The sequence below is a fragment of the Flavobacteriales bacterium genome, assembly GCA_020435415.1.
Lineage (GTDB): Bacteria > Bacteroidota > Bacteroidia > JACJYZ01 > JACJYZ01 > JACJYZ01.
On record JAGQZQ010000005.1, the window covers coordinates 51,462 to 71,535 of the forward strand.

Annotated in this window: 19 protein-coding genes; 8 read left to right on the forward strand and 11 right to left on the reverse strand. The window is 47.8% G+C overall.

All coding sequences use genetic code 11. The features are described from left to right. Position 1: 1 nt before the first annotated feature. Positions 2 to 541 (forward strand): GNAT family N-acetyltransferase, encoded by a 540-nt coding sequence (locus KDD36_02040; GenBank protein ID MCB0395403.1) that lies wholly within the window; start codon positions 2 to 4, stop codon positions 539 to 541. A gap of 19 nt (positions 542 to 560) precedes the next feature. On the opposite strand, the gene KDD36_02045 is transcribed toward KDD36_02040, so the two are convergent. Beyond that, positions 561 to 2,471, reverse strand: coding sequence for a CocE/NonD family hydrolase (locus tag KDD36_02045; GenBank protein ID MCB0395404.1), 1,911 nt, complete (start codon positions 2,469 to 2,471; stop codon positions 561 to 563). Between the two features lie 55 nt (positions 2,472 to 2,526). Here KDD36_02045 and ggt point away from each other — a divergent pair, with 55 nt between their 5' ends. Further along, positions 2,527 to 4,221 (forward strand): gamma-glutamyltransferase, encoded by a 1,695-nt coding sequence (gene ggt / locus KDD36_02050; GenBank protein ID MCB0395405.1) that lies wholly within the window; start codon positions 2,527 to 2,529, stop codon positions 4,219 to 4,221. A 441-nt stretch (positions 4,222 to 4,662) separates the two neighbouring features. On the opposite strand, the gene KDD36_02055 is transcribed toward ggt, so the two are convergent. From KDD36_02055 to KDD36_02065, 3 genes are read right to left on the reverse strand one after another with little or no spacing between them, the layout of a single operon-like run. Next, entirely contained in the window at positions 4,663 to 5,115 is a 453-nt protein-coding gene (locus KDD36_02055; protein ID MCB0395406.1) for a GreA/GreB family elongation factor, read from the reverse strand. Between the two features lie 42 nt (positions 5,116 to 5,157). Further along, positions 5,158 to 5,451 (reverse strand): type II toxin-antitoxin system RelE/ParE family toxin, encoded by a 294-nt coding sequence (locus tag KDD36_02060; protein ID MCB0395407.1) that lies wholly within the window; start codon positions 5,449 to 5,451, stop codon positions 5,158 to 5,160. Continuing rightward, the gene (locus tag KDD36_02065) at positions 5,448 to 5,699 is read right to left on the reverse strand and encodes a hypothetical protein (GenBank protein MCB0395408.1); all 252 of its coding nucleotides are present in this window, start codon (positions 5,697 to 5,699) and stop codon (positions 5,448 to 5,450) included. Before KDD36_02065 ends, KDD36_02060 begins: the two co-directional genes overlap by 4 nt. A 161-nt stretch (positions 5,700 to 5,860) precedes the next feature. On the opposite strand from KDD36_02065, the gene KDD36_02070 reads away from it, so the two are divergent. After that, a complete protein-coding gene (locus tag KDD36_02070; protein ID MCB0395409.1) occupies positions 5,861 to 6,445 on the forward strand; it encodes a DUF4202 domain-containing protein in 585 nt (194 codons plus the stop codon). A gap of 1 nt (position 6,446) precedes the next feature. Beyond that, a complete protein-coding gene (locus KDD36_02075; protein ID MCB0395410.1) occupies positions 6,447 to 6,794 on the forward strand; it encodes a cupin domain-containing protein in 348 nt (115 codons plus the stop codon). Here the strand turns inward: KDD36_02075 and rlmB are convergent. The 7 genes from rlmB to KDD36_02110 form a co-directional block, all read right to left on the reverse strand. After that, on the reverse strand, positions 6,784 to 7,569 hold the full coding sequence (rlmB, locus tag KDD36_02080; GenBank protein MCB0395411.1) for a 23S rRNA (guanosine(2251)-2'-O)-methyltransferase RlmB: 786 nt from the start codon (positions 7,567 to 7,569) through the stop codon (positions 6,784 to 6,786). The genes KDD36_02075 and rlmB overlap by 11 nt on opposite strands. 25 nt (positions 7,570 to 7,594) lie before the next feature. Further along, a complete protein-coding gene (locus KDD36_02085) occupies positions 7,595 to 8,863 on the reverse strand; it encodes a GWxTD domain-containing protein (protein ID MCB0395412.1) in 1,269 nt (422 codons plus the stop codon). Continuing rightward, a complete protein-coding gene (rmuC, locus tag KDD36_02090) occupies positions 8,860 to 10,182 on the reverse strand; it encodes a DNA recombination protein RmuC (protein ID MCB0395413.1) in 1,323 nt (440 codons plus the stop codon). Before rmuC ends, KDD36_02085 begins: the two co-directional genes overlap by 4 nt. A gap of 36 nt (positions 10,183 to 10,218) precedes the next feature. Next, positions 10,219 to 10,842 (reverse strand): L,D-transpeptidase, encoded by a 624-nt coding sequence (locus tag KDD36_02095; GenBank protein ID MCB0395414.1) that lies wholly within the window; start codon positions 10,840 to 10,842, stop codon positions 10,219 to 10,221. 2 nt (positions 10,843 to 10,844) lie between these two features. Further along, positions 10,845 to 12,602 (reverse strand): hypothetical protein, encoded by a 1,758-nt coding sequence (locus KDD36_02100; GenBank protein MCB0395415.1) that lies wholly within the window; start codon positions 12,600 to 12,602, stop codon positions 10,845 to 10,847. Between the two features lie 19 nt (positions 12,603 to 12,621). Further along, a complete protein-coding gene (gene ung, locus KDD36_02105; protein ID MCB0395416.1) occupies positions 12,622 to 13,317 on the reverse strand; it encodes a uracil-DNA glycosylase in 696 nt (231 codons plus the stop codon). Positions 13,318 to 13,691: 374 nt separating this feature from the next. Next, positions 13,692 to 14,102, reverse strand: coding sequence for an OsmC family protein (locus KDD36_02110; GenBank protein MCB0395417.1), 411 nt, complete (start codon positions 14,100 to 14,102; stop codon positions 13,692 to 13,694). Between the two features lie 163 nt (positions 14,103 to 14,265). Here KDD36_02110 and KDD36_02115 point away from each other — a divergent pair, with 163 nt between their 5' ends. From KDD36_02115 to gap, 4 genes are all read left to right on the forward strand, one after another. After that, on the forward strand, positions 14,266 to 15,018 hold the full coding sequence (locus KDD36_02115; protein ID MCB0395418.1) for a hypothetical protein: 753 nt from the start codon (positions 14,266 to 14,268) through the stop codon (positions 15,016 to 15,018). Beyond that, positions 15,002 to 15,910 (forward strand): lipoyl synthase, encoded by a 909-nt coding sequence (gene lipA, locus KDD36_02120; GenBank protein ID MCB0395419.1) that lies wholly within the window; start codon positions 15,002 to 15,004, stop codon positions 15,908 to 15,910. The genes KDD36_02115 and lipA overlap by 17 nt, the downstream gene beginning before the upstream one ends. 271 nt (positions 15,911 to 16,181) lie before the next feature. Beyond that, positions 16,182 to 18,923 carry a T9SS type A sorting domain-containing protein gene (locus KDD36_02125; GenBank protein MCB0395420.1) on the forward strand — a complete coding sequence of 914 codons (2,742 nt, stop codon included), beginning with the start codon at positions 16,182 to 16,184 and terminating at the stop codon, positions 18,921 to 18,923. Between the two features lie 113 nt (positions 18,924 to 19,036). Next, positions 19,037 to 20,029, forward strand: coding sequence for a type I glyceraldehyde-3-phosphate dehydrogenase (gene gap, locus KDD36_02130; protein MCB0395421.1), 993 nt, complete (start codon positions 19,037 to 19,039; stop codon positions 20,027 to 20,029). Positions 20,030 to 20,074: the final 45 nt, after the last annotated feature.

A 20,074-nucleotide genomic window follows, 5' to 3' on the forward strand; every position in this document is an offset into this window, starting at 1 on the left:
GATGGCCGAACAACTAGGTATACATGAAATCACACCACAGGATGTGGATCTGATCACCAGCTACTGGGCAGAATCAGATGACCGTTATCTTGAAGGCATGGGGGTGGATCTGGGCAAGATGCCCGACCCGGAAGTTTTCAGGGAAATGTTGAATGCACAGATCTCAAAACCCATCCGTGAAAAGCAGGCCTATGCCTTGATCTGGACATGCAACGATTTACCCATAGGGCATAATAACATCAATCAGATCACCTTTGGTAAGCAGGCAAATATGCATCTTCACATATGGAAACAGGAACACAGAAAGAAGGGCTGGGGAGTGGGTCTTGTAAGACTTGCAATTCCGGTCTTCTTTGAGAAATATCAACTGGAGAGAATCCTTTGTGAACCCTATGCTTTGAATCCGGCGCCCCATAAATTACTTGAAAAAATAGGCTTCGAGTTTGTTAAAACATATACCACCATCCCCGGCTCCATCAACTTTGAACAGGAAGTGCACCAGTGGGTGATGACAAGAGAACATTGGAATCTGATACAATAGCAAGCCCCATCCCCATCATTTACCGGACTACAAGCTTACGGGTGTAGGATTTACCGGAACCTTCCATGCGAATAAGATAAATGCCAGGTGTGAATTCTTCTGTTGAGAATTTAAGATGCTGCTGATCCACACTCGTAGTAACTACCATATTTCCTATCAAATCATAGCATGTGATTTTTACAACTTCTCCCAACGGTATTGTGTAAGGCCACCGGACTGTGGTATGATGATGTGCGGGGTTAGGGAAGAGTTCCGGCAGCACTGAAGGTTCGGATATATCGTTCATGCCTATGGTTGCATCCGATACAGGTAGAATCACCCGGGCAGGACGGTTGGTTTCATGATAAAAAGTGTTGGTGGCGATCAGCGTGTCGCCAGCCACATACATGGCCCCGCCGTTGTTCAGGTTGGCATCAAACCTGGGATAATTGGAAGAGGTGATGTCTAACCGGATGCGATGTCCCGCCGGAAAAGTAATGGCCGTATGATCGAATGTCAGCTCTACCTCATACACCTGGCCGGGAACCATGACAGCGGTATCCGATGCGGTATAGCCATCCCGGAACCGCATGCGTAAGACCTGGTCGCTTACCAGCATGGACCGGTTGTCAGGGTAAACGTCCGTCAACCGCAAACAAATGTCGGTGTCCTTCCGGTCGCTCGACATGTAAAGATGAACGCGAACTTCTCCCTGAACTTTTACGTCCTGTTGCAACGGCGGCGTGGTGAAAGTGAGTATGTCGTTGCGGCTTTCCACTATAGGAGCCTGGTCGTAAGGTCCCTGGTCCAGATCCTGATGAAGGGTAGGGCCTCCAATGGTTGGCGACGGATCGCGCGGGTCATACTGCAATGAAGTGGAAGAGGATGAAACCGCAGGCGATGATTCCCGCAATGTGTCATCTTCATGAAGATAAAGTGTGAGGTCCTGTGTAACCGGTGGCCAGGATGAAAACGTTTCCCACACGTTATCTCCCATCTGAAAACCCGTAACATTGGCGTTGGATGGCCAGTTGTTTGCAATACCCCGCAGGTGGTAGTCCAGAAATGCAAGTGCCAGGGAATCACTCCAGCCGGATGCTTCGGGGTAGAACAATTCACCCTGTTGACCTGAACCCACCTGAGCTTGTCCAAATCCGCCATGCGCCCAGGGACCCATCACCAACCGATGCTGATCTTTGACGGCAGGGTCACCGGAACTTTTCAACAGGTTAAATAAGGAGGTCATGACATCCACATTATGGTCATACCAGCCACCGATCATCAACATGGGTACTTTGATCTGATCGGGATAAAGATTGGCACCCTCTGCGATCTGCCATGTGAGATTATGTACCGGATTGGCCAGCAGGAAGGGCGATAAGCCATAGCCCAATGCATCCAGCTGGTCGGCATATTCTTTACGGTAACATCCGCCGGGAAAGTATTCTTCATAGTTGAATTGTGAACCCGCCACCAACGGTACACTGCATACCAACGCTGCAGGTTGTTCCCTGGCAGTCTGAAACTGGATCTTACCAAGGGCGGACGGCCCCCATGTACCAACTTTGCCATTGCTCCATGATTGTGCTGCGATCCAATCTACCACATCCTTCCCATCCTGCCCCCGGTTGGGTTGGGCAATACACGCACCCTGGGATCCATAAAAACAGCGCCAGTCAACAATCACAAAAATGTAAGGACTGCTGTCCAGATTCTTTTGAAAGCCAAGTGGAAGTCCCAGCCGGTAATATAACCGGTTGTATGGTGTCTGGATGAGGATCACCGGGAAGGTGCCTCCTCCCTGGGGGATGTATATGTCCGCTGCGAGCTTCTTGCCATCCCGCATGGGAATGGAATCTACCTGTGGTGTCAGAACCTGGGCGTTACAAATTCCCGGAATAAATAAGGAAATGAAGAGGACGAAAATGAGGAGACTGTTGAAAACACGCATGTTCGAACGCTTTTGTTATTCATAAAGATGCGTTAAATTGGCCAAAAATCATACCATGAGAACCCTCCATCTCATTATAGTGTTGTTTTGTGTGGCTTGCGGATCGGGTTCAGAACCACCGCAGGAATACGTTGAACAGGGTCGCGGTATCATCGCTGACCATGCCATGGTGGTATGTGCACATCCCGCAGCTGCAAAGATCGGGCAGCAAATCCTGAAGAAAAAAGGGAATGCCGTGGATGCTGCTGTTGCTACCCAGTTGGCACTTGCGGTCTGCTATCCCAACGCTGGTAACCTCGGTGGAGGGGGATTTATGATTGTTCGTTTGAAGGATGGAAGTACCGATGCGCTTGATTTCCGGGAAGTGGCGCCATCAGGGGCAACAAGGGATATGTTCCTTGATAAGGATGGTGAGGTACGGGAAGGCGTGAGTCTTGAAACGGGCCTGGCGGTTGGCATACCGGGTACTGTTGATGGAATATTCAAGGCTCATGCAAAATACGGACACCTACCGTTTGCTGAGCTGATCCAACCCGCCATAGATTTGGCCAGGAACGGATTTGAAGTAACGGCACTGCAGGCGGAAGAATTGAATGACCTCGATAGCCTATTCCGTGTCAGAAATCCCGGATACCATTATTTTGAAAAGGAAACACCCTGGCAGTATGGCGATATTCTGAAGCAGGAACATCTCGCCAGAACCCTGGAACATATCAGGGACCTGGGACGGGACGGATTCTATAAAGGTGAAACCGCCGAAGCCATTGTGAAAGCCTCCGCACGCACGGGTGGCATCATTACAGCCGAGGATCTTAGCGCATACAATGCCACATGGCGCAAACCAGTTGAAGACACTTACCGGAAGTACCGCATCATCTCTATGCCTCCGCCATCCAGTGGCGGCGTGATTCTTCTTCAAATGCTGAAAATGCTGGAGAATTACGAGGTGGCTTCCCTCGGGTTTCAAAGTCCTGATGCCATGCACCTGATCGTGGAAGTGGAAAAACGTGCTTATGCAGATCGTGCCCAGCACCTGGGTGATCCTGATTTCTGGAAAGTTCCGCTGGATAATATGCTGGACAAGAATTATCTGAAGGAAAGAATGGCCAACTATCAGCCAACTGCTACCAGGATATCAGATTCTATTCATGCGGGAGCTTTTACCGAACATGAAGAAACTACCCATCTTTCTGTGATTGATGCGGATGGCAATGCGGTGTCTCTGACCACCACGCTGAATGACAACTATGGTTGTAAGATATTTGCGGATGAGGCCGGTTTCCTTCTCAACAATGAAATGGACGATTTCAACGCAAAGCCGGGCGTGCCTAACATGTATGGCCTGGTTGGCGGGGAAGCGAACGCTGTTGCCGGTGGCAAACGTATGTTGAGTTCGATGACACCCACCATTGTTGAACGCGATGACAAACTGTGGATGGTCATAGGCTCTCCAGGTGGCTCAACCATCATTACTTCTGTCTTACAGGGTTTCCTGAATGTTGCGGAGTTTAAGATGACGATGCAGGAAGCAGTAGAAGCACCCCGGTTTCATCATCAATGGCTGCCAGACCTGCTACAGGTAGAGGAGGGGCGCATTTCCTCTCAAGTGCTTCATGCTTTGGAGGCTCGTGGACACCGCATTAAAGACCGTGGCCCGATGGGGCGGGTGGATGCCATTCTGATAATGGATGACGGCAAACTCGAAGGTGGCGCCGATCCGAGAGGGGATGATACGGCGGAAGGGTTTTGATAGTAGGCAGTAGGCAGGAGGCAGGACGTAACGCGTTAGGTTACCGGAAGACTGTTTGCATTTGTGTACGCGGGAGTGTTGGAAGACAATAGAAATCAGACACCAGACAATAGAAAATAGACAAGAGAGACCAGACAGAGGAGAGTATTCAGAAAAGTGTGCCGTTAAAGATATTGGTTAATTCGATCATGGAACTCTCTTTTAAGGTGGTCAATATAGAATATAGGTAGCCGGTTACGTGCTCTTCGTTTCTATGTTTTTTCGTTGTTTATCAGGGTCAGGTATGATAAGTGGTTGTCTTGGCCGAAAACATGTTCCATCGCCTAATCTCTATTTTCTAATGTCTATTGTCTATAGTAACTGTTATTGGCACACCTTATCAGCAGATGGTTCCTTACTGCCTCCTGCCTCCTGCCTACTGCCTACTGCATCCGGTTAGTATCACCTCACCTCCTCAATCACATACCTCCGGTTATTCCAGGTTATTTCGTCTCCTTTTTTCTTTCCTGATAGAGCCATTCCAATGGGCGATTCAGCGGAAATGATCAGGTATGGCATCCCTTCGACCTCTGCTTTTCCAATGCTGATGGCGATGTAAAACACTCCATCAGAAGTAATGACCAAAGAACCTGGTGTCACCGTTTCTGAGGTTCTGTTCGCCGGTATCGTTTCCATCACGGCCTTTAGTTTTTCCGCCTCGTGCAGTAGTTGCGCATTTTTCTCCACTTCGAGTTGTGCCATGGCCCGCCCGGTCTCGTGTTTGTCACCCGCACTGCTTTTTACTTCTTCATTTGCCGCCACCTGCGCTTCTGTTATTTCCTGTCTGATACGTTCGATACGTGCGGTGGCGTATTGCATGCAGTGTGAATGAAGCCTTTCCTTGATGTGTTTCATTTGTATAATTCTTGCGGATGCAAAAATGGAAATGGTGTAAATCTAATAAGAGGGATTCCCTCTGTTGTCCAGGAATGTGATCAACTCGATCTCATGGCCTTTGATTTTATAAACAAGTGAAGTATGTGCGGAAATAACACATCGCCGCACTCCTTTCTTCAATCTGGAGGGAGGACAGAGTTGATGATAAGTTCTGAGTTTTGAAATGAGGCTCTCAACCTTGGTGTCAAATTGTATCGCTTCAACTTCTGACCAATGCTCCAGGATGTAACGAAGAACATTAAGATAGGTAGTTCTGGCCAGGGCCGACCAGATAACGGTTCTTGGTGTGGTCACCCTTTACGAAATAACTTACTTACATCCTTCCTGACCTGTTCATGACTCAAGTGATCTCCGTTCTTAATCTGTTTTTGCCCCTTTTCAATGGCATCTTTCTCCTGATCAGTTAATTCATCCCACCAATCGATATCTTTCCCGGATTGTCTCAAAGTGATAAAGTATGAGCGGACCTTTTCCAATACAGAATTGTCATTGGTTTCAACGACCAACTGATGAAGTAGACTCTTTAATTCTGCGGTGTTCATATTGGATGGTGTTTCCTTACAAATATAACGAAAAGTGCCCGGAAATGTTCGTGAGGGGAAGATATAGGTCTCGCTTTTAACCGAATGTCAATATACATTTTGAATATTCCTTCCTGTTCATGAATTTCGTTCCGAATTGCGAAAAAAAACAAATGTCCGATATGGAAAGGTTTGAACAGGCGGTGGCGATCTTTGACAAGATCAATGCCGGCGATCCTCATAAGGTTTTATGTGACGGTGTTGAAACACCTGAAACGCTTTGTCACACACGTAGGCTTTCCTCATGGCTTGCAAAGCTTGCACCCAGCGCATCCGAGGCATTAAAGCTGGCAGGTCACTGCCAGCACCTGAAACGGTGGGAAACACCTCGTGACTCATATCCGGAAGGAAAGAAGGGCTACCTCCAATGGCGCGCGGCGCAAGCGATTTTTCATGCAAAGGAATCTTCTGCAGTTCTTGAACAGGTAGGGTATGATGAGGCTGTGATCAACCGTGTCATGGATATCAATAAGAAAAAAGGCCTTCGCAATGATCCCGAAGTACAGGTCATGGAAGATGCCCTGTGCCTGGTATTTCTCGAGTTTGAAGCACTGACATTCGCGGCTAAACACCCCCGTGAAAAGGTGGTGGATATCATCCGTAAAACCTGGGGGAAGATGAGTATGCGCGGACATGCGGAAGCACGCTCACTCCAGATGAATTCCGCGTTACAGTCCATCATTGAAGATGCTTTACAAGAATCATGATATGGCTAAGAAGTCACCTTTTATTTCACTGAACGAAATCCCTGAGAAGGAAACCATCCCGGGATATCGTGTACGCCTTGTGCATACCAAAAATCTTACGATGGCCTACTACGATGTAAAGGCAGGGTCACCGTTTCCGGAGCACAGCCACCCCAATGAACAGGTCACCAATGTGGTGCGGGGTAAGTTTGAACTGGTCGTTGAAGGGGAGTCCAGGATATTGACCGTCGGTGATGTTGCCGTGATCCCTTCAGGTGCCAGGCATTATGGCAAGGCTATTACAGACTGCCGCATCATTGACGTCTTTCATCCGGTGAGGGAAGATTATGTGAATCGCTTTATTGACTGACCGTCTGGCGTTGCCGGATGGATTCAAACAAGACCACGCCCGTCGCTACGGATACATTCAATGATGCGATCGGCCCTGCCAGCGGGATGCGCCCTTTTTGATGGCACATTTTCAACAACTCTTCGGAAATACCGTCTTCTTCAGATCCTAAAATGATCGCGCTGGGTTCTTTCATATCTAACCCATAAATGTCCTTTGAGGCCTTCTCTGTGCAACCTATAAGTTGTATGCCACTGTCCTGAAGGTAGCGGCAGGCATGGGTCAGGCTTTTTACCTTGCATAGCGGAATGGAGAATGCAGCGCCGGCCGATGTGCGCACCGTTTCATTGCTTACCCTGGCTGCACCCTGATCCGGAAATACCACACCATGCGCCCCTGCGCATACCGCAGTACGTATGATGGCTCCCATGTTACGTACATCCGTAATGCGATCCAGGATGATAAACAATGGTGTCTCTCCCTTTTCGAAGATCATCGGAACCAGCAATTCAAGCGACTGGAAACGGATAGGAGAGATGAACGCTACCACACCCTGATGGTTTTTCCGCGTGATGCGATCCATCCGGTCTTTGGGCACGTAATGGATGTGGATGTGTAACTCCCGTGCTTTGGCAATGACCTCCTGGCTTCCATCTCCGGTCAGGCCTTTTTGCATGTAAAGTTTGTCGATCTCTTTGCCGGCGGTAAGCGCTTCCTGTACCGGTCTTATTCCGAATACCAGGTCTTTTTCTTCACCTTCGAATTTTTCAACAGGTTTGCGTTGTGGGTATTTCATAGATGCGTTTTGCGGGTATCTGGTGTTAATATATCCGTCCCTGTCTCCAGGTATCCACGGCGCGGTACCAGCTGTTTTTATAGATGGGAGAACGGTTCATGCTGTAGTCATTGTCTGTAAACGGGTTGTTCACTTTTACAAAGGTGAACTGCATGGATAGCGCATTATGCTCTTCACCATAAACCCAGCTTTCAGAGTTGGATGTTTTGTAAATAACATTCGGCTGACCAAAGATCACGTATACAAGTCCACGATCGGTTTTCCATCCCTCAAGATACGAGGTGAAATAATCGTTGGCCTGTTCCACCCTCGTGTAATATTTTCGGATCAGGTCACGGGACTTGTCGTCACTTCCGCCACTGCTTCTCCAGAATTCATCAACGGCTTCCTGTTTGTTGGCTTCATTCTCCATATGGTCATATTCCTGCTGCGTCGTCAGGTAACGTAGCGGGTGAAGCATGGATGGTACCGTAGTCACTTTCGGAAAATGGTCACCGAAGGCATAAACCGTTAATCCTTCCCTGGAGGTTGAATCCATCAGAAAATGGTAGAAGCCGGTTTTGTTCAGACTGGTGGTTAGCTGACCATTCTCGTCCAGCTCTAGCACAAAGGTACTGTCTGCCGAATAATTGAACGATTTGGAAACAGCCGTGGAAAAGGGTGGGGCGGGCAGATCAAATTCCCGTTGGTAGTATCGCACCGTCAATTCTTTGATGCCTTTTAGCGATGTTTCCAGGGTGAAAGGCTCATTCAGGGCAAAGTAATTACGAACCAGCGGCTGAGCATTTTCTCCGGATTTAAGATAAAAATATTGACGGTTTCCGGGTTTCTCTTTTTTTATGTCGATGTAATTGATAACCTTTTCATTGCGGTTGATGTCGTGGCACTTGATCTCCAGTAAATAATTGCGACCGTCCTTTACCGGAAGATCAAATGAACCGGAAATACGTTGAGATATGCCATTGTCGCCGGTGTGTTCCAGGTAAATGGTTGTGCTATCATGAATGAGTTCATATTCATAAGAATCGTAGAGCGTGCAATGGAATGCAAACCTGGCTATGTAATGGTTATCACCACCTTTCTTGCTATAAAGCAGGTCACTGGAATTTAATTTATAGAAGATTCTGGTCAGTGAGTCACTGATGTGGTAAGTGACAAAATGCGGGTGTATGTTCTGGTTGTCCTGCTGGTAAATGAAAGACAGGTTTTGGTGGCTGATCCTGGCAGGCGTCCGGCATTGCGTCAACATCAGGCCTGCGGCCAATATCAGGTATAACAGTTTTGACTTCATCACGGGATCAGATTGTTTTCATCAGCAGTATTGATTTTGAACTCCTGTGGAATGCTCCGTTCCTTGGTGGTTTTGGCACCGAGTGATCGCAGTTGTTCTATCCGGGTCATCACACCGCCACGCCCGGTGATTTTCTTTTCTACTTCTTCGTAGGCTTTCAGTGATTTGTCAAGATGCGATTTTATTTTGGACAAGTCTTCGAGCAGACTGACGAACTTGTCGTACATCGCACCACCCTGTCTGGATATTTCCATGACATTGCGGGTGAGGTTTTCCTGTTTCCAGATAAAGGCTACCGTTTTCATGGTTGCCATTAACGTGGTGGAGGATACCAGTAAAATTCGTTTGGAGAACGCCTCGTCGAACAGCTGGCGATCGTGTTGCATGGCCAGTGTCAGGGCGGGTTCAATGGGTACGTACATCAACACATAATCCGGTGTGTTGATCTGGTACAGCGCCTGGTAATTCTTTCCGCCCAGCTCGCGGATGTGGTTTCTGAGGGACTGAATATGGCCTTTGAGAAAGCGCTCTTTTTCTTCAGGCGCTTCCGTTTGATAGTATCGCTCATAATCGGAAAGGGAAACCTTAGCATCAATGACCATGTGCTTATCTTCCGGAAGGTTGATGATGAAGTCAGGTTTCTTCAAGTTGCCTTCCTCATCTCTCATACCGCTTTGGGTGGTATAGGTCACACCCTTGGTGAGCCCGGATCGTTCCAGGATCATCTCCAGTTGCATTTCACCCCAATCACCCTGTGTCTTTGAATCGCCTTTCAGGGCATTCGCCAAATGAAGCGCATCCTTGCTCATTTGTTCATTCAACATCTTGAGACCGCTGATCTGTTCGGTCAACGTGCTGTTCTGGCGAATATTTTCCTTGTGAACGGTTTCAACTTTTTGTTCGAAATCCTTCAGTTTTTCCTTCAACGGATCAAGGATCTCGGTCATGTTCTTTTTGCTGTGCTCATTGAATACTTCTGTGTTCTGGCGCATAACCCTGTTGGCCACCAACTCAAATTCCTTGGTGAATTTTTCCTGAAGCTGCTCCAGTTCGGCCTTTTGTTCACGCAGCTTTTCAGACAAAGCTTCATGTGAAGCCACCCATTTTCCCCTCTCTTCCTTGAGCGATTCGACCTTACCCCTTTCGGATTGCAGTTCCGTGCGGAGCTGGTCATATGCTGTCTGTTGTTGTTCCTGTCGATCCTGCCAATGCTGTTTCTCATTTTCTGAAGCATCCAGAATATTTTTTGATTTTGCCTGAAGCACGAACCACATCACCCCTGCGCCAAGAGCTAACCCGAAAATGATGTACACGATTTCCATGCTTTGAAATTAACGCTTTTATTTGAACCCGATCGTCTAGTCCTCTGAAATAAGCACTTTCATGCCCACGTGTACCATGTTGTACAACAAGATGACATCGGCATTCAACATCCGGATGCAGCCATGCGATGCCGGTTGCCCGATCAGGCCCTCCTCAGGTGTACCATGGATATAAATGTACCGTTCGAAAGAATCTACCCGGCCCCCTTTGTTCTTGCCCGGGTCATCGCCGGCCAGCCAAAGGATACGGGTGGTCACGTCATCGGAATCAACGGAACGTTTCTCATGGATGATCTCGGCCTGCTTTCCGGTGTATATCCGTGATTTCAAAATGCCGTTTAATGGTACCTTGTCTCCGATCTTTTCCCTGATCACATGAAATCCAAGGGGTGTTTTATTGCTGTTTTTCTCTGCTCCGATTCCATATTTTGATGATGAGATGGGAAAGGTATGGGTGATCTTTCCCCTCATGACCACCATCAGTTTCTGTTGTTTTATGGAGATGTACAAACAGTCGAACGGACCTTCTTTATGGTATCGTTCACGGAAGCAGGAATCGATTTGATTTTCCATCGGGTCGTCTGATGCTTCCGGTATCATTTTCCAGGAGGACAATGACCAGGCACCGAGCAAGAGCATTAGAAGTATTGCTTTATTCATCACTAAAATATATTGACCAGTCCGAAATGAATCTTCCCGGATCGCAGGGAGACAGGATTTTGAAGCTGTTTGCCCAAAGCGTAGTTAATGGTAAATATGCCGGCCTGAGTAGCAAATGAAATACCCGCCCCAAAACCGTAAGGATCATCTGCGCGGTATGTTGAATGACCATTTGCTTCATACCGGGCACGGTCTGCAAATAAATACAAATAAGAACTTTCTTCCAGCATATACCGGTATTCTATGGTACCTGACAGCAAGGTCGATGCCAGAATGGATTCTTCGTCGAAACCCCTGAGTGTGCGCATGCCACCGAACCGGATCATCTCATTTGTAAAGAAACCCTGTGATGACATTTTGGAGTGGAACCATAATCTGCCATGAATAATATGACGCCGGTAAATCGGATGATACATTCCGGCGAGCAGATCGGTTTCAATGAGGATCGATGATGGAACTGTATTCCCGTCCGAAGGGGTATTGGAGTTGTTTTCAGCACTTCGTTTGCCTGCGGCAGTTTCGAGGTTGATGAAGAAACCGCGGACCGGAGCACGGTCAGATTGCTCAACCTGTTTTTGAATGCCAAGTCCGTACATGACCACCTTCGTACTTGCCCACTCATTGTCCTGATTATAGGTGGCGGTTGCCGGAGTGAGGGTTGAGGAGGATTTTCTTTCTGCAAATCCAAGAATTGAAATGCCTGCATTCAATGCATATTGAAAGGACAGACGCTGTCGTACTTCCAGAAAGGTAGTATCCTTTTTATAGATGCCAAGTTGCCCGTTCATGCCAAATGGCGTATGAAACAGGTATGGGTATGCCGCTTCGGCTTTGAGGCGGGGTGATTGAGGTTGGAGGTGTTGCCATTCCAGAATGAGAGATTCTCCGCGGCTTAACGCATCCACGAGTTTAAGGTGAACATCCCCTGTAAATCTGACCTTTCCCGTTTTTTCGTCCGGTAACATACCTATGATGCCATCAAACCTGTTGGCCTTCTTTTTCGCAGGGTATACATACAGCCAGGTCTTACCTTTCATGAATAATACCTCAGGCGGTTTTGCGGACCGGAGAAAGTTGCTTTGATTCAACTGTTTGTCAATTTGTCTGATCACCGACTCATTGTAGAGATCACCCTTTTCACATTGGATAACAGCGGTGATCAATGTGTACGACATCCTGTCTTCGGATTTGACAATGATGCTGTCCAGTGTGATCAACGGTCCTTTGTTCGCCGTTAATATTGCAGAGATTTTACCATGCTCCATCCCTATGCTGTCAAGAAAAACAGTGGCAAAGGGGTAACCATGGTCTTCAAACCAGCCGAGAACCCGATGACGCATATCCGCCACCCTGGTGTTTTTAAAAGGGGTATCCTTAAAGGTACCCTTGCGCAAACCTGCGGTATAAAGCGCTTCGGGTGGAATATTGCCGGAAGACAGGCTGGCCCAGGAATATACCTGACCCGGGCTGAGACGAAGGGTGGTGTGATTGTCACTCCAATGGGCATTTGCTGTGAGGTAGCCTTCTTCAAAAAGTAAGGACAACAGGTCTTTTGCCTTGGCAGCCACTTGCATACTGTCTCCTTCGAAAGGCTTTTGAGCAAGGCCGGCAACCGGTTCCGGCAAAAGACGTGTTTGTACGCCGGGTGCAAGGGTCAACGAAATAATCTGTGCCTGACCGGATGTGTTCAGGAAAACGAAGCAGATAATGGACAGGTAAAGCCGCAACGGATGATTCGGTATGGAGTGTATCAATGACAACGTCGCAGATATTGTTTCATTATGGTAAAGACCAATCGATCACCGATTTACCTTCTTGTTTCAACAACTCATTTGTTTTTGAAAAGTGTTTGCAACCGAAGAAACCATAGGTAGCGGAATATGGAGAAGGGTGGGCTGCCTTCAGGATGTGATGCTTAGCGGCATCGATCAGATCAGCTTTCGCCTGAGCAAACTTTCCCCACAGCAGAAATACGAGTCCCTGATGATGGTTGGAGAGCGCGCGAATGACCTGGTCGGTGAACGTTTCCCATCCCTGCTTTTGATGCGACCCGGGCTGGGATGCACGAACAGTGAGTGTGGCGTTGAGAAGTAATACCCCTTGCCTTGCCCAGGGACTCAGGTCGCCGGAGACGGGAACAGGCAGGCCGATATCATCATGCAGTTCTTTAAAAATGTTTTTAAGTGATGGAGGTTGTTTGATACCAGGCGATACTGAAAAACAAAGGCCATTGGCCTGTCCTTTTCCGTGATACGGGTCTTGTCCCAGAATTACAGCCTTCACCTGACTAAACGGAGTAAGGTTGAAAGCGGAAAAGATTTCTTTGCCCGGTGGGAAAATGGTATGTTGTTGCTTTTCGGTAAGCAGAAATTGTTTGAGATTCTTAAAGTACTCAGAATGGAATTCATTCCGGAGCTGTAGTTCCCATTGAGGATCTATGTCCACATTTGCTTTGGGCTCCGGACCGGATGGCATGTTTATTGATGTTTGCATGGCGAAGAATGATCTCGATGAGCAAATTGGGATATGAAAGTTGAAAAGTACTAAAAATCACGGGTACAGCATTGCGATTAAACCGTCAAAAGGTTACATTTGTCAAGGTGGGTGCTCAACCGAACTTTTTAATAGATGAGGGCGTATAAGCCCGTTACCTCACCAGATAGTCAACACTGTAAGAAAAGGAACCATGAGAAAAGTTATTTGGATAGCCGCCGTCGTAATGTTTGTTGGAACCGTGTTAAGTGCGTGTAAGGCACACGAGAAATGTCCTGCCTATGGCAAGGCCAATCAGCCTTCTGCAGAGCAACATTCCTGAAGCATCTCCCTACTCGGAGGGATGTACCTCTCTTTTACTTTGAATAGTGAAAATTGATTCGCTGGATGATATCCGGGTGAAGGCTTTTTGCCACCGGGCAATTCATTGCGGCATCTTCTAATATTTTCTTGTCTTCCGGCGTGTAATCCACATCCGGAAAGTAAAGTTCTACATGAACCTCAGAAACCCTTCTGGGGTCAGAGGCCATGATCTTGGTGATCTCTGCGCGGCAACCGTCTATCGTAATGTTCCGCTTGCGGGATCGTATACCCATAATGGTAATCATGCAGCTTCCCAGCGATGCCGCCAGCAAATCGGTGGGGGAGAATGCTTCTCCGCGACCCTCATTATCTACAGGTGCGTCTGTTATGATCGCTTCTCCCGATTGAACATGTATTGCCTTTGTTCTCAGATCACCGGGATATGTGGTGTGAATTGTAGCCATGTCCCAAATGTAAATATTCTCTTCATCACCATGAATTTTTGTCTGCGGTTTTAATACATTGCCACGTAAGGTTTTCCCACTTGCTATTTTGGTAACCACACACTATTTTAGTTGTATTTTCGTATCTTTGTTTGTCAGCCCCTCGTATACTTTTGAAGTGGTCATGAAAAGAATCTGGATATCTGTTCTTGCTTGCACAGGCCTCTTTTCCGGCGACCTTTTGGGTCAGGAAATCGGAAAGGATGACCTGACGATTCTGTACCGCAACGAAATGAACGGAGGCCCCGTTTTTCATTCCCAGGGTTGGGGGCTGACCTTTAAAAGAGGAATTCACATCACAGGAAGCAAAAAGCGACTTTTCGAGGTGGAGTATGTGGGGTTAAAACACCCGAAAGAGGTGAAGTCCGTCAATCCTTTCTTCGATAACACCAAATCATATATTTACGGTAAGGTCAATACGTTATCCATGCTGCGCCTGGGTTATGGGATGCAATATGTGATCGCCGGCAAGGATGGCCTTAATGGCGTTGAAATAAGATTTTTACATTATACCGGTGCAACTTTCGGACTGGCAAAACCCGTGTATCTGGAGATTCTGAAACCAACCAGCGAACCATTTGAGTTCAATATTTCCACGGAGCGATACCAACCCCTCATACATTTTCCGGATAACATTTATGGCCGCGCACCTTTTACCAAAGGGCTCGGACAATTGGCTGTGCACCCCGGTCTCTATGCGAAGACCGGTCTGGCATTCGAATACGGCCCTTTGCAGGAAGAGGTTAAGGCCATCGAAGTAGGTGTGGCGCTTGATGTTTATCCCAAAGACGTGCACATCATGGCGGCAGAGTTCGTACCTTCGCGCAATTACTTTCTTACATTTTATCTGAGTTTGCTTTATGGCAAGAAGTGGTGAAGACCTGAAGGAGTCGTTAACAATAGTACAACCCGAACAATCTGCGGAGCAACCACTAAGAAAGCCACCATGGCTTCGGGTGAAACTACCTACCGGTCCGGAGTATGCAAAAGTTCGTAAACTGGTTGACAAACATAAGCTTCATACCATCTGTGAGAGCGGAAATTGCCCGAATATGGGTGAATGCTGGGGTGCCGGTACCGCTACGTTCATGATCCTTGGTAATACGTGTACCCGATCTTGTGGTTTTTGTGCGGTTGCCACCGGGCGTCCCGGAAAGGTCGATGAAAATGAACCATGGAGTGTTGCAGAAAGCGTAAAGCAAATGCAGGTCAAACATTGTGTGATTACATCCGTGGATCGGGACGACCTGCCCGATGGTGGCAGCATTATCTGGGCAGAAACGGTGAAGGCCATTCGGGCCAACTCTCCCGGAACCACCATGGAAACACTGATACCTGACTTTCAGGGAAAATGGGAAAATCTTCAACGGATCATAGATGTCGCACCGGAGATCGTATCACATAACCTGGAAACAGTTCGCAGACTTACCCGTGAGGTAAGAATCCAGGCCCGGTATGATCGAAGCCTCGAGGTGCTTAAGCGTTTGAAGGACGGCGGAATGAAAACCAAATCCGGAATTATGGTCGGTTTGGGAGAGTCCGAAGATGAGGTTCTGGAAGCCATGGATGACTTGCGGGCGGTTGGTTGTGATGTGCTTACCGTGGGACAGTATCTGCAACCTACCAAGAAACACCTGCCTATCGCGGAGTTCATTCATCCCGATGTATTTAAACGCTATGAAGAAGAAGGCCTTAAAAAGGGCTTCCGGTTTGTTGAAAGTGGTCCGCTCGTCCGCTCGTCCTACCATGCGGAAAAGCATATTTTCTGATTTTGACAGGTTTCGTTCCGATCCGCACGTTTTAAATCCAGGAATCCGGTTGAAGAATTTGCAGGCTACCAATTTGTGATTTGCATAAGTCTCTGAAAAGCCGTACATTAGTTAAACTGGTGTCCTGAAACGATACCATTTCCCCTTCTGCATTGCCGTGAATACGAGCCTCTGATTGCTTTGTATTTGGAATTTATTTCATACTTTTACCCTCCGCATCGGTCTGCATTATCAACCTAAGAATTTTAATTAACTGAATCAAGTGTTTGCTATGAAGTCAAAAGCCCTATTCAGCTTTGCCGCATTAGCCGTGGTTGTGGGTACCATGGCGCTGATCCCTCAAAAAAACACTCAGAAGTCACAACATAATCACTATGTTCCCAGAGCCGAACGTACACTGCCGCATGGCATCGAAGGCGCGTTGGAGCATTACCGAATGTTAAGGGCCAATCCTAAAACAGGTGAATTTGATGAGCAGGCCATGCTGCGTGCCCGCGATGAAGTAAGTTCCTTCCAGTCGCGGAGTAAAGTCAGCGCGCTGAACCTGCAATGGGAAGAGCTAGGACCTGACAACATCGGTGGAAGAACACGGGCGATCATGATCGACCGCAGCAACAGCAACAATGTCTACGCTGGTTCAGTAAGCGGTGGTCTTTGGTATTCCATCTCAGCAGGTGGCTCGTGGAAGCAACACCCAGATGTGGCAACCAACCTTGCTGTAGCTGCGATCACCCAGGCTGCCAATGGAGATATCTATGTTGGCACAGGTGAAGGAATGTACGGAAACTACGGTACCGGCTCAGGAGGTATCATTGGTGGTGGCGTTTATAAGTCAACAGATAAAGGCGCAACCTTTACACTGCTTGCCTCAACCATCCCCACTCCGAATAACTCCAATGTGGACTGGGCAACTGTCAACAGGCTGGCGGCTGATCCCACCAATGCAAATCGTATTTATGCATCAACCAGTCGCGGTCTGCGTGTAACGGATGATGGTGGTGCTACGTGGTTCAACCCGATCTATATCGGTACTTCCACTGTGAATGAAACCAAGATATCTTCGGATGTAAATGTGGCCAGCGACGGTACTGTACTTTGTGTTATCAATGGCGTGGTGCACATTTCACCCAATGGTAACGACAATACGTTTACTAACCTTGTTACAAACGGATCCGGACTTCCAGCAGGTGTTGGCAGGGTCGAGGCGGCATTTGCACCGTCAGATCCCAATTACATTTACGTGGCCGCCACACAAGGAGGCAATCTGTATAATGTTTACCGGTCTACTGATAAAGGAAATTCCTTTAACTCTATTGTCATTAGTAACAATGGACCTGTAGGTAGTAACACTTCGTTTGAACCATACAATGGACAGGGGTCATACAACAATGCCCTGGCGGTATTTCCAGCTAATAAAAATAAAATCATTGTCGGTGGTGTTGAGCTATGGTCATGGGAAAATGGGGTAGGTTGGTTGCAAATCGGCAGCGAGTTTAAAAGTGTTTTTAACCCTTACTATGTTCACGCGGATAAACACGAGTTTCAATTCGATCCGAACAATCCTCAGGTGTTGTATATAGGATGCGATGGTGGAGTGTTTAAGTCTACCAATGGCGCAAGCACTTTTAAGGAGATCAATAAAGGATACTCGGTGACACAATATTATGGCGTCGGCTTCCAGTTGTCAGGGGAGTTTGTAGGTGGTGGTACACAGGATAACGGTACACACCTGATTAATACCCAAACGGTCATGGAAGGTTTTAACACCCTACAGTCGGCAGTTGCTATATTGGGTGGGGACGGAACCCATCTGGACATTTCTGCCAGTACACCTGATGCGGCATTTGCATCCAGCCAGTACGGTAACCTCACCCGGTCTGCTACCGCAACAAAAGGCGGAACCATGAGCAGTTTTTATGAAACCAGGATGACCAGTCTGGGTACACCCGGCAGTCCCGGATATGCCAACTTCGTAACCCCGTTCCGTTTGTGGGAAGGTTATTGGGGCGATCCTACCATTCCAGGACATACCTATGACACTTGCTTTGCTATCGGCTTGGGTATTCGCGATGCACTGTTCGGAACAGGAAGCGGTGTATGGATCACGCGTGAAGCACTGGAATTCGGAAAGGTTCCCGAATGGTATAACATTGCCCTCATCAGCGGAACCATCACTTGCCTGGAATTCACCAGCGACGGCGATCATATCTTTGTTGGAACCAGCGGAGGTTCACTGTATCGTTTGGATAGTGTAAGCTTTGCAAGAACTTTTGATACCGGCGACTTATCCGGTGACTTTCCGGTTGTTGATGCAACCGTAATAGAAACGTTCTCCAAAAGCGTAACAGGAATCGCAGTTGGTTCGGATCCGAATCACATTGTGGTTACCCTTGGCGGTTATGGCTCATCTACCCCGTATATCTATGAATCGAATGATGCACTGGGTGTCGGAACATTTAATTCGGTACAGGGTGATCTGCCCAGTATGCCGGTATACACTGCCGTGATCGATCGTTTCCACGCCAATAGGTTTTATGTAGGTACAGATTATGGTGTATACGTTTCTGAAGATGGCGGTGCCACTTGGGGAGCTGAAACCAATGGTACCGGCAACGTTCCCGTATTCGAAGTCCGTCAGCAGGAACTGGATGAAACAGGTGCTTTCTCGTCACGCTTATACATCGCTACCCATGGACGTGGAATCTGGAGAAGCAATACCGTTACCGGTATCAAACCGAACGATAATGTAGCCGTGAATGAGTTGAGGTTGTTCCCCAACCCACTGCGCAATGGCGTTGGTAACATCTCATTCCAGCTGGAACAGGATGCAATGGTGGAAGTGAATATTTATGATCTTTCCGGAAAAACGGTTTGGAGACGTGAAGCGTCGCATACCAGGGCCGGAAGTCATCAGATCGCATTCCATGGCAGAGAGCTTTCTGCCGGTACCTATATTGTAAATCTGCGTGTAAACAATACCAACCACAGTGAGAAGCTGTTGGTAACCCGCTAAGATTTCTTAAACCAAACCCAAAGCCCGCTTCCCTTGAGGCGGGCTTTTTTTATGGACTTGTCCCATATCCTACCGAAGATTTTACGTTAACTTTACCGCAAACTTTTTTGGAAATGATCAACATCGCAATCAATGGGTTCGGGCGGATCGGCAGAAGTTTATGCAGGGTCCTTGTTCAACGCAAAGACATCAGACTGGTAGCGATCAATGACCTGGCGGACATTCATACCCTGGCGCACCTGCTAAAATATGATTCCGTACATGGAAGGTTCCCCGGTGAGGTGCAGGTAGAGGGAGATCAGATGATCGTGAATGGTCATCCGGTCAAAGTGACGGCGCTGCATGATCCTTCTGAGCTTCCATGGAAAAGTATGAATGTGCAGATCGTGGTGGAATCCACCGGACATTTCCGGAACAGGAAATCAGCGGAACTACATCTCAAGGCCGGGGCTGAAAAGGTGATCATATCCGCCCCTCCCAAAGACGGGGATATTAAAACAGTAGTTCTGGGTGTGAACGATGACATTCTCGACGGATCGGAAAAGATCATGTCCAATGCGTCCTGCACCACAAACAGCGCCGCTCCCATGGTGAAAATCCTGGACGAACACTGGGGGATCGAATCCGGCTATATAACCACCGTTCATTCCTATACTTCAGATCAGCGACTGCACGATGCACCACACTCAGATCTGCGTCGGGCAAGGGCGGCAGCTTACTCAATTGTTCCGACCACCACAGGCGCTGCAAAAGCCATTACCAGGATATTTCCTCATCTGGATGGAAAAATGGGCGGGTGTGGAATCCGTGTTCCCGTGCCCGACGGGTCTCTGACAGACCTGACCTGCATGCTTAAAAACCCACCATCAGGTATCGAAGAAGTGAACAAGGTATTTCTTGATGCAGCCAACGGGCCTTTGAAAGGAATTCTGGATTATAATCCGGATCCGATTGTTTCCATAGACATTGTGGGCGACAGCCATTCCTGCATTTTTGACCCGGACCTTACTTCGGTGCTTGGCAATATGGTAAAAGTGGTGGGTTGGTATGATAATGAAATGGGATACTCGAACCGACTTGCTGATCTGATCGAGCGGGTTGGATAACGTTATCCTTTGAATTTCTCCAACGTCAGATTATCTCCGTCAAAC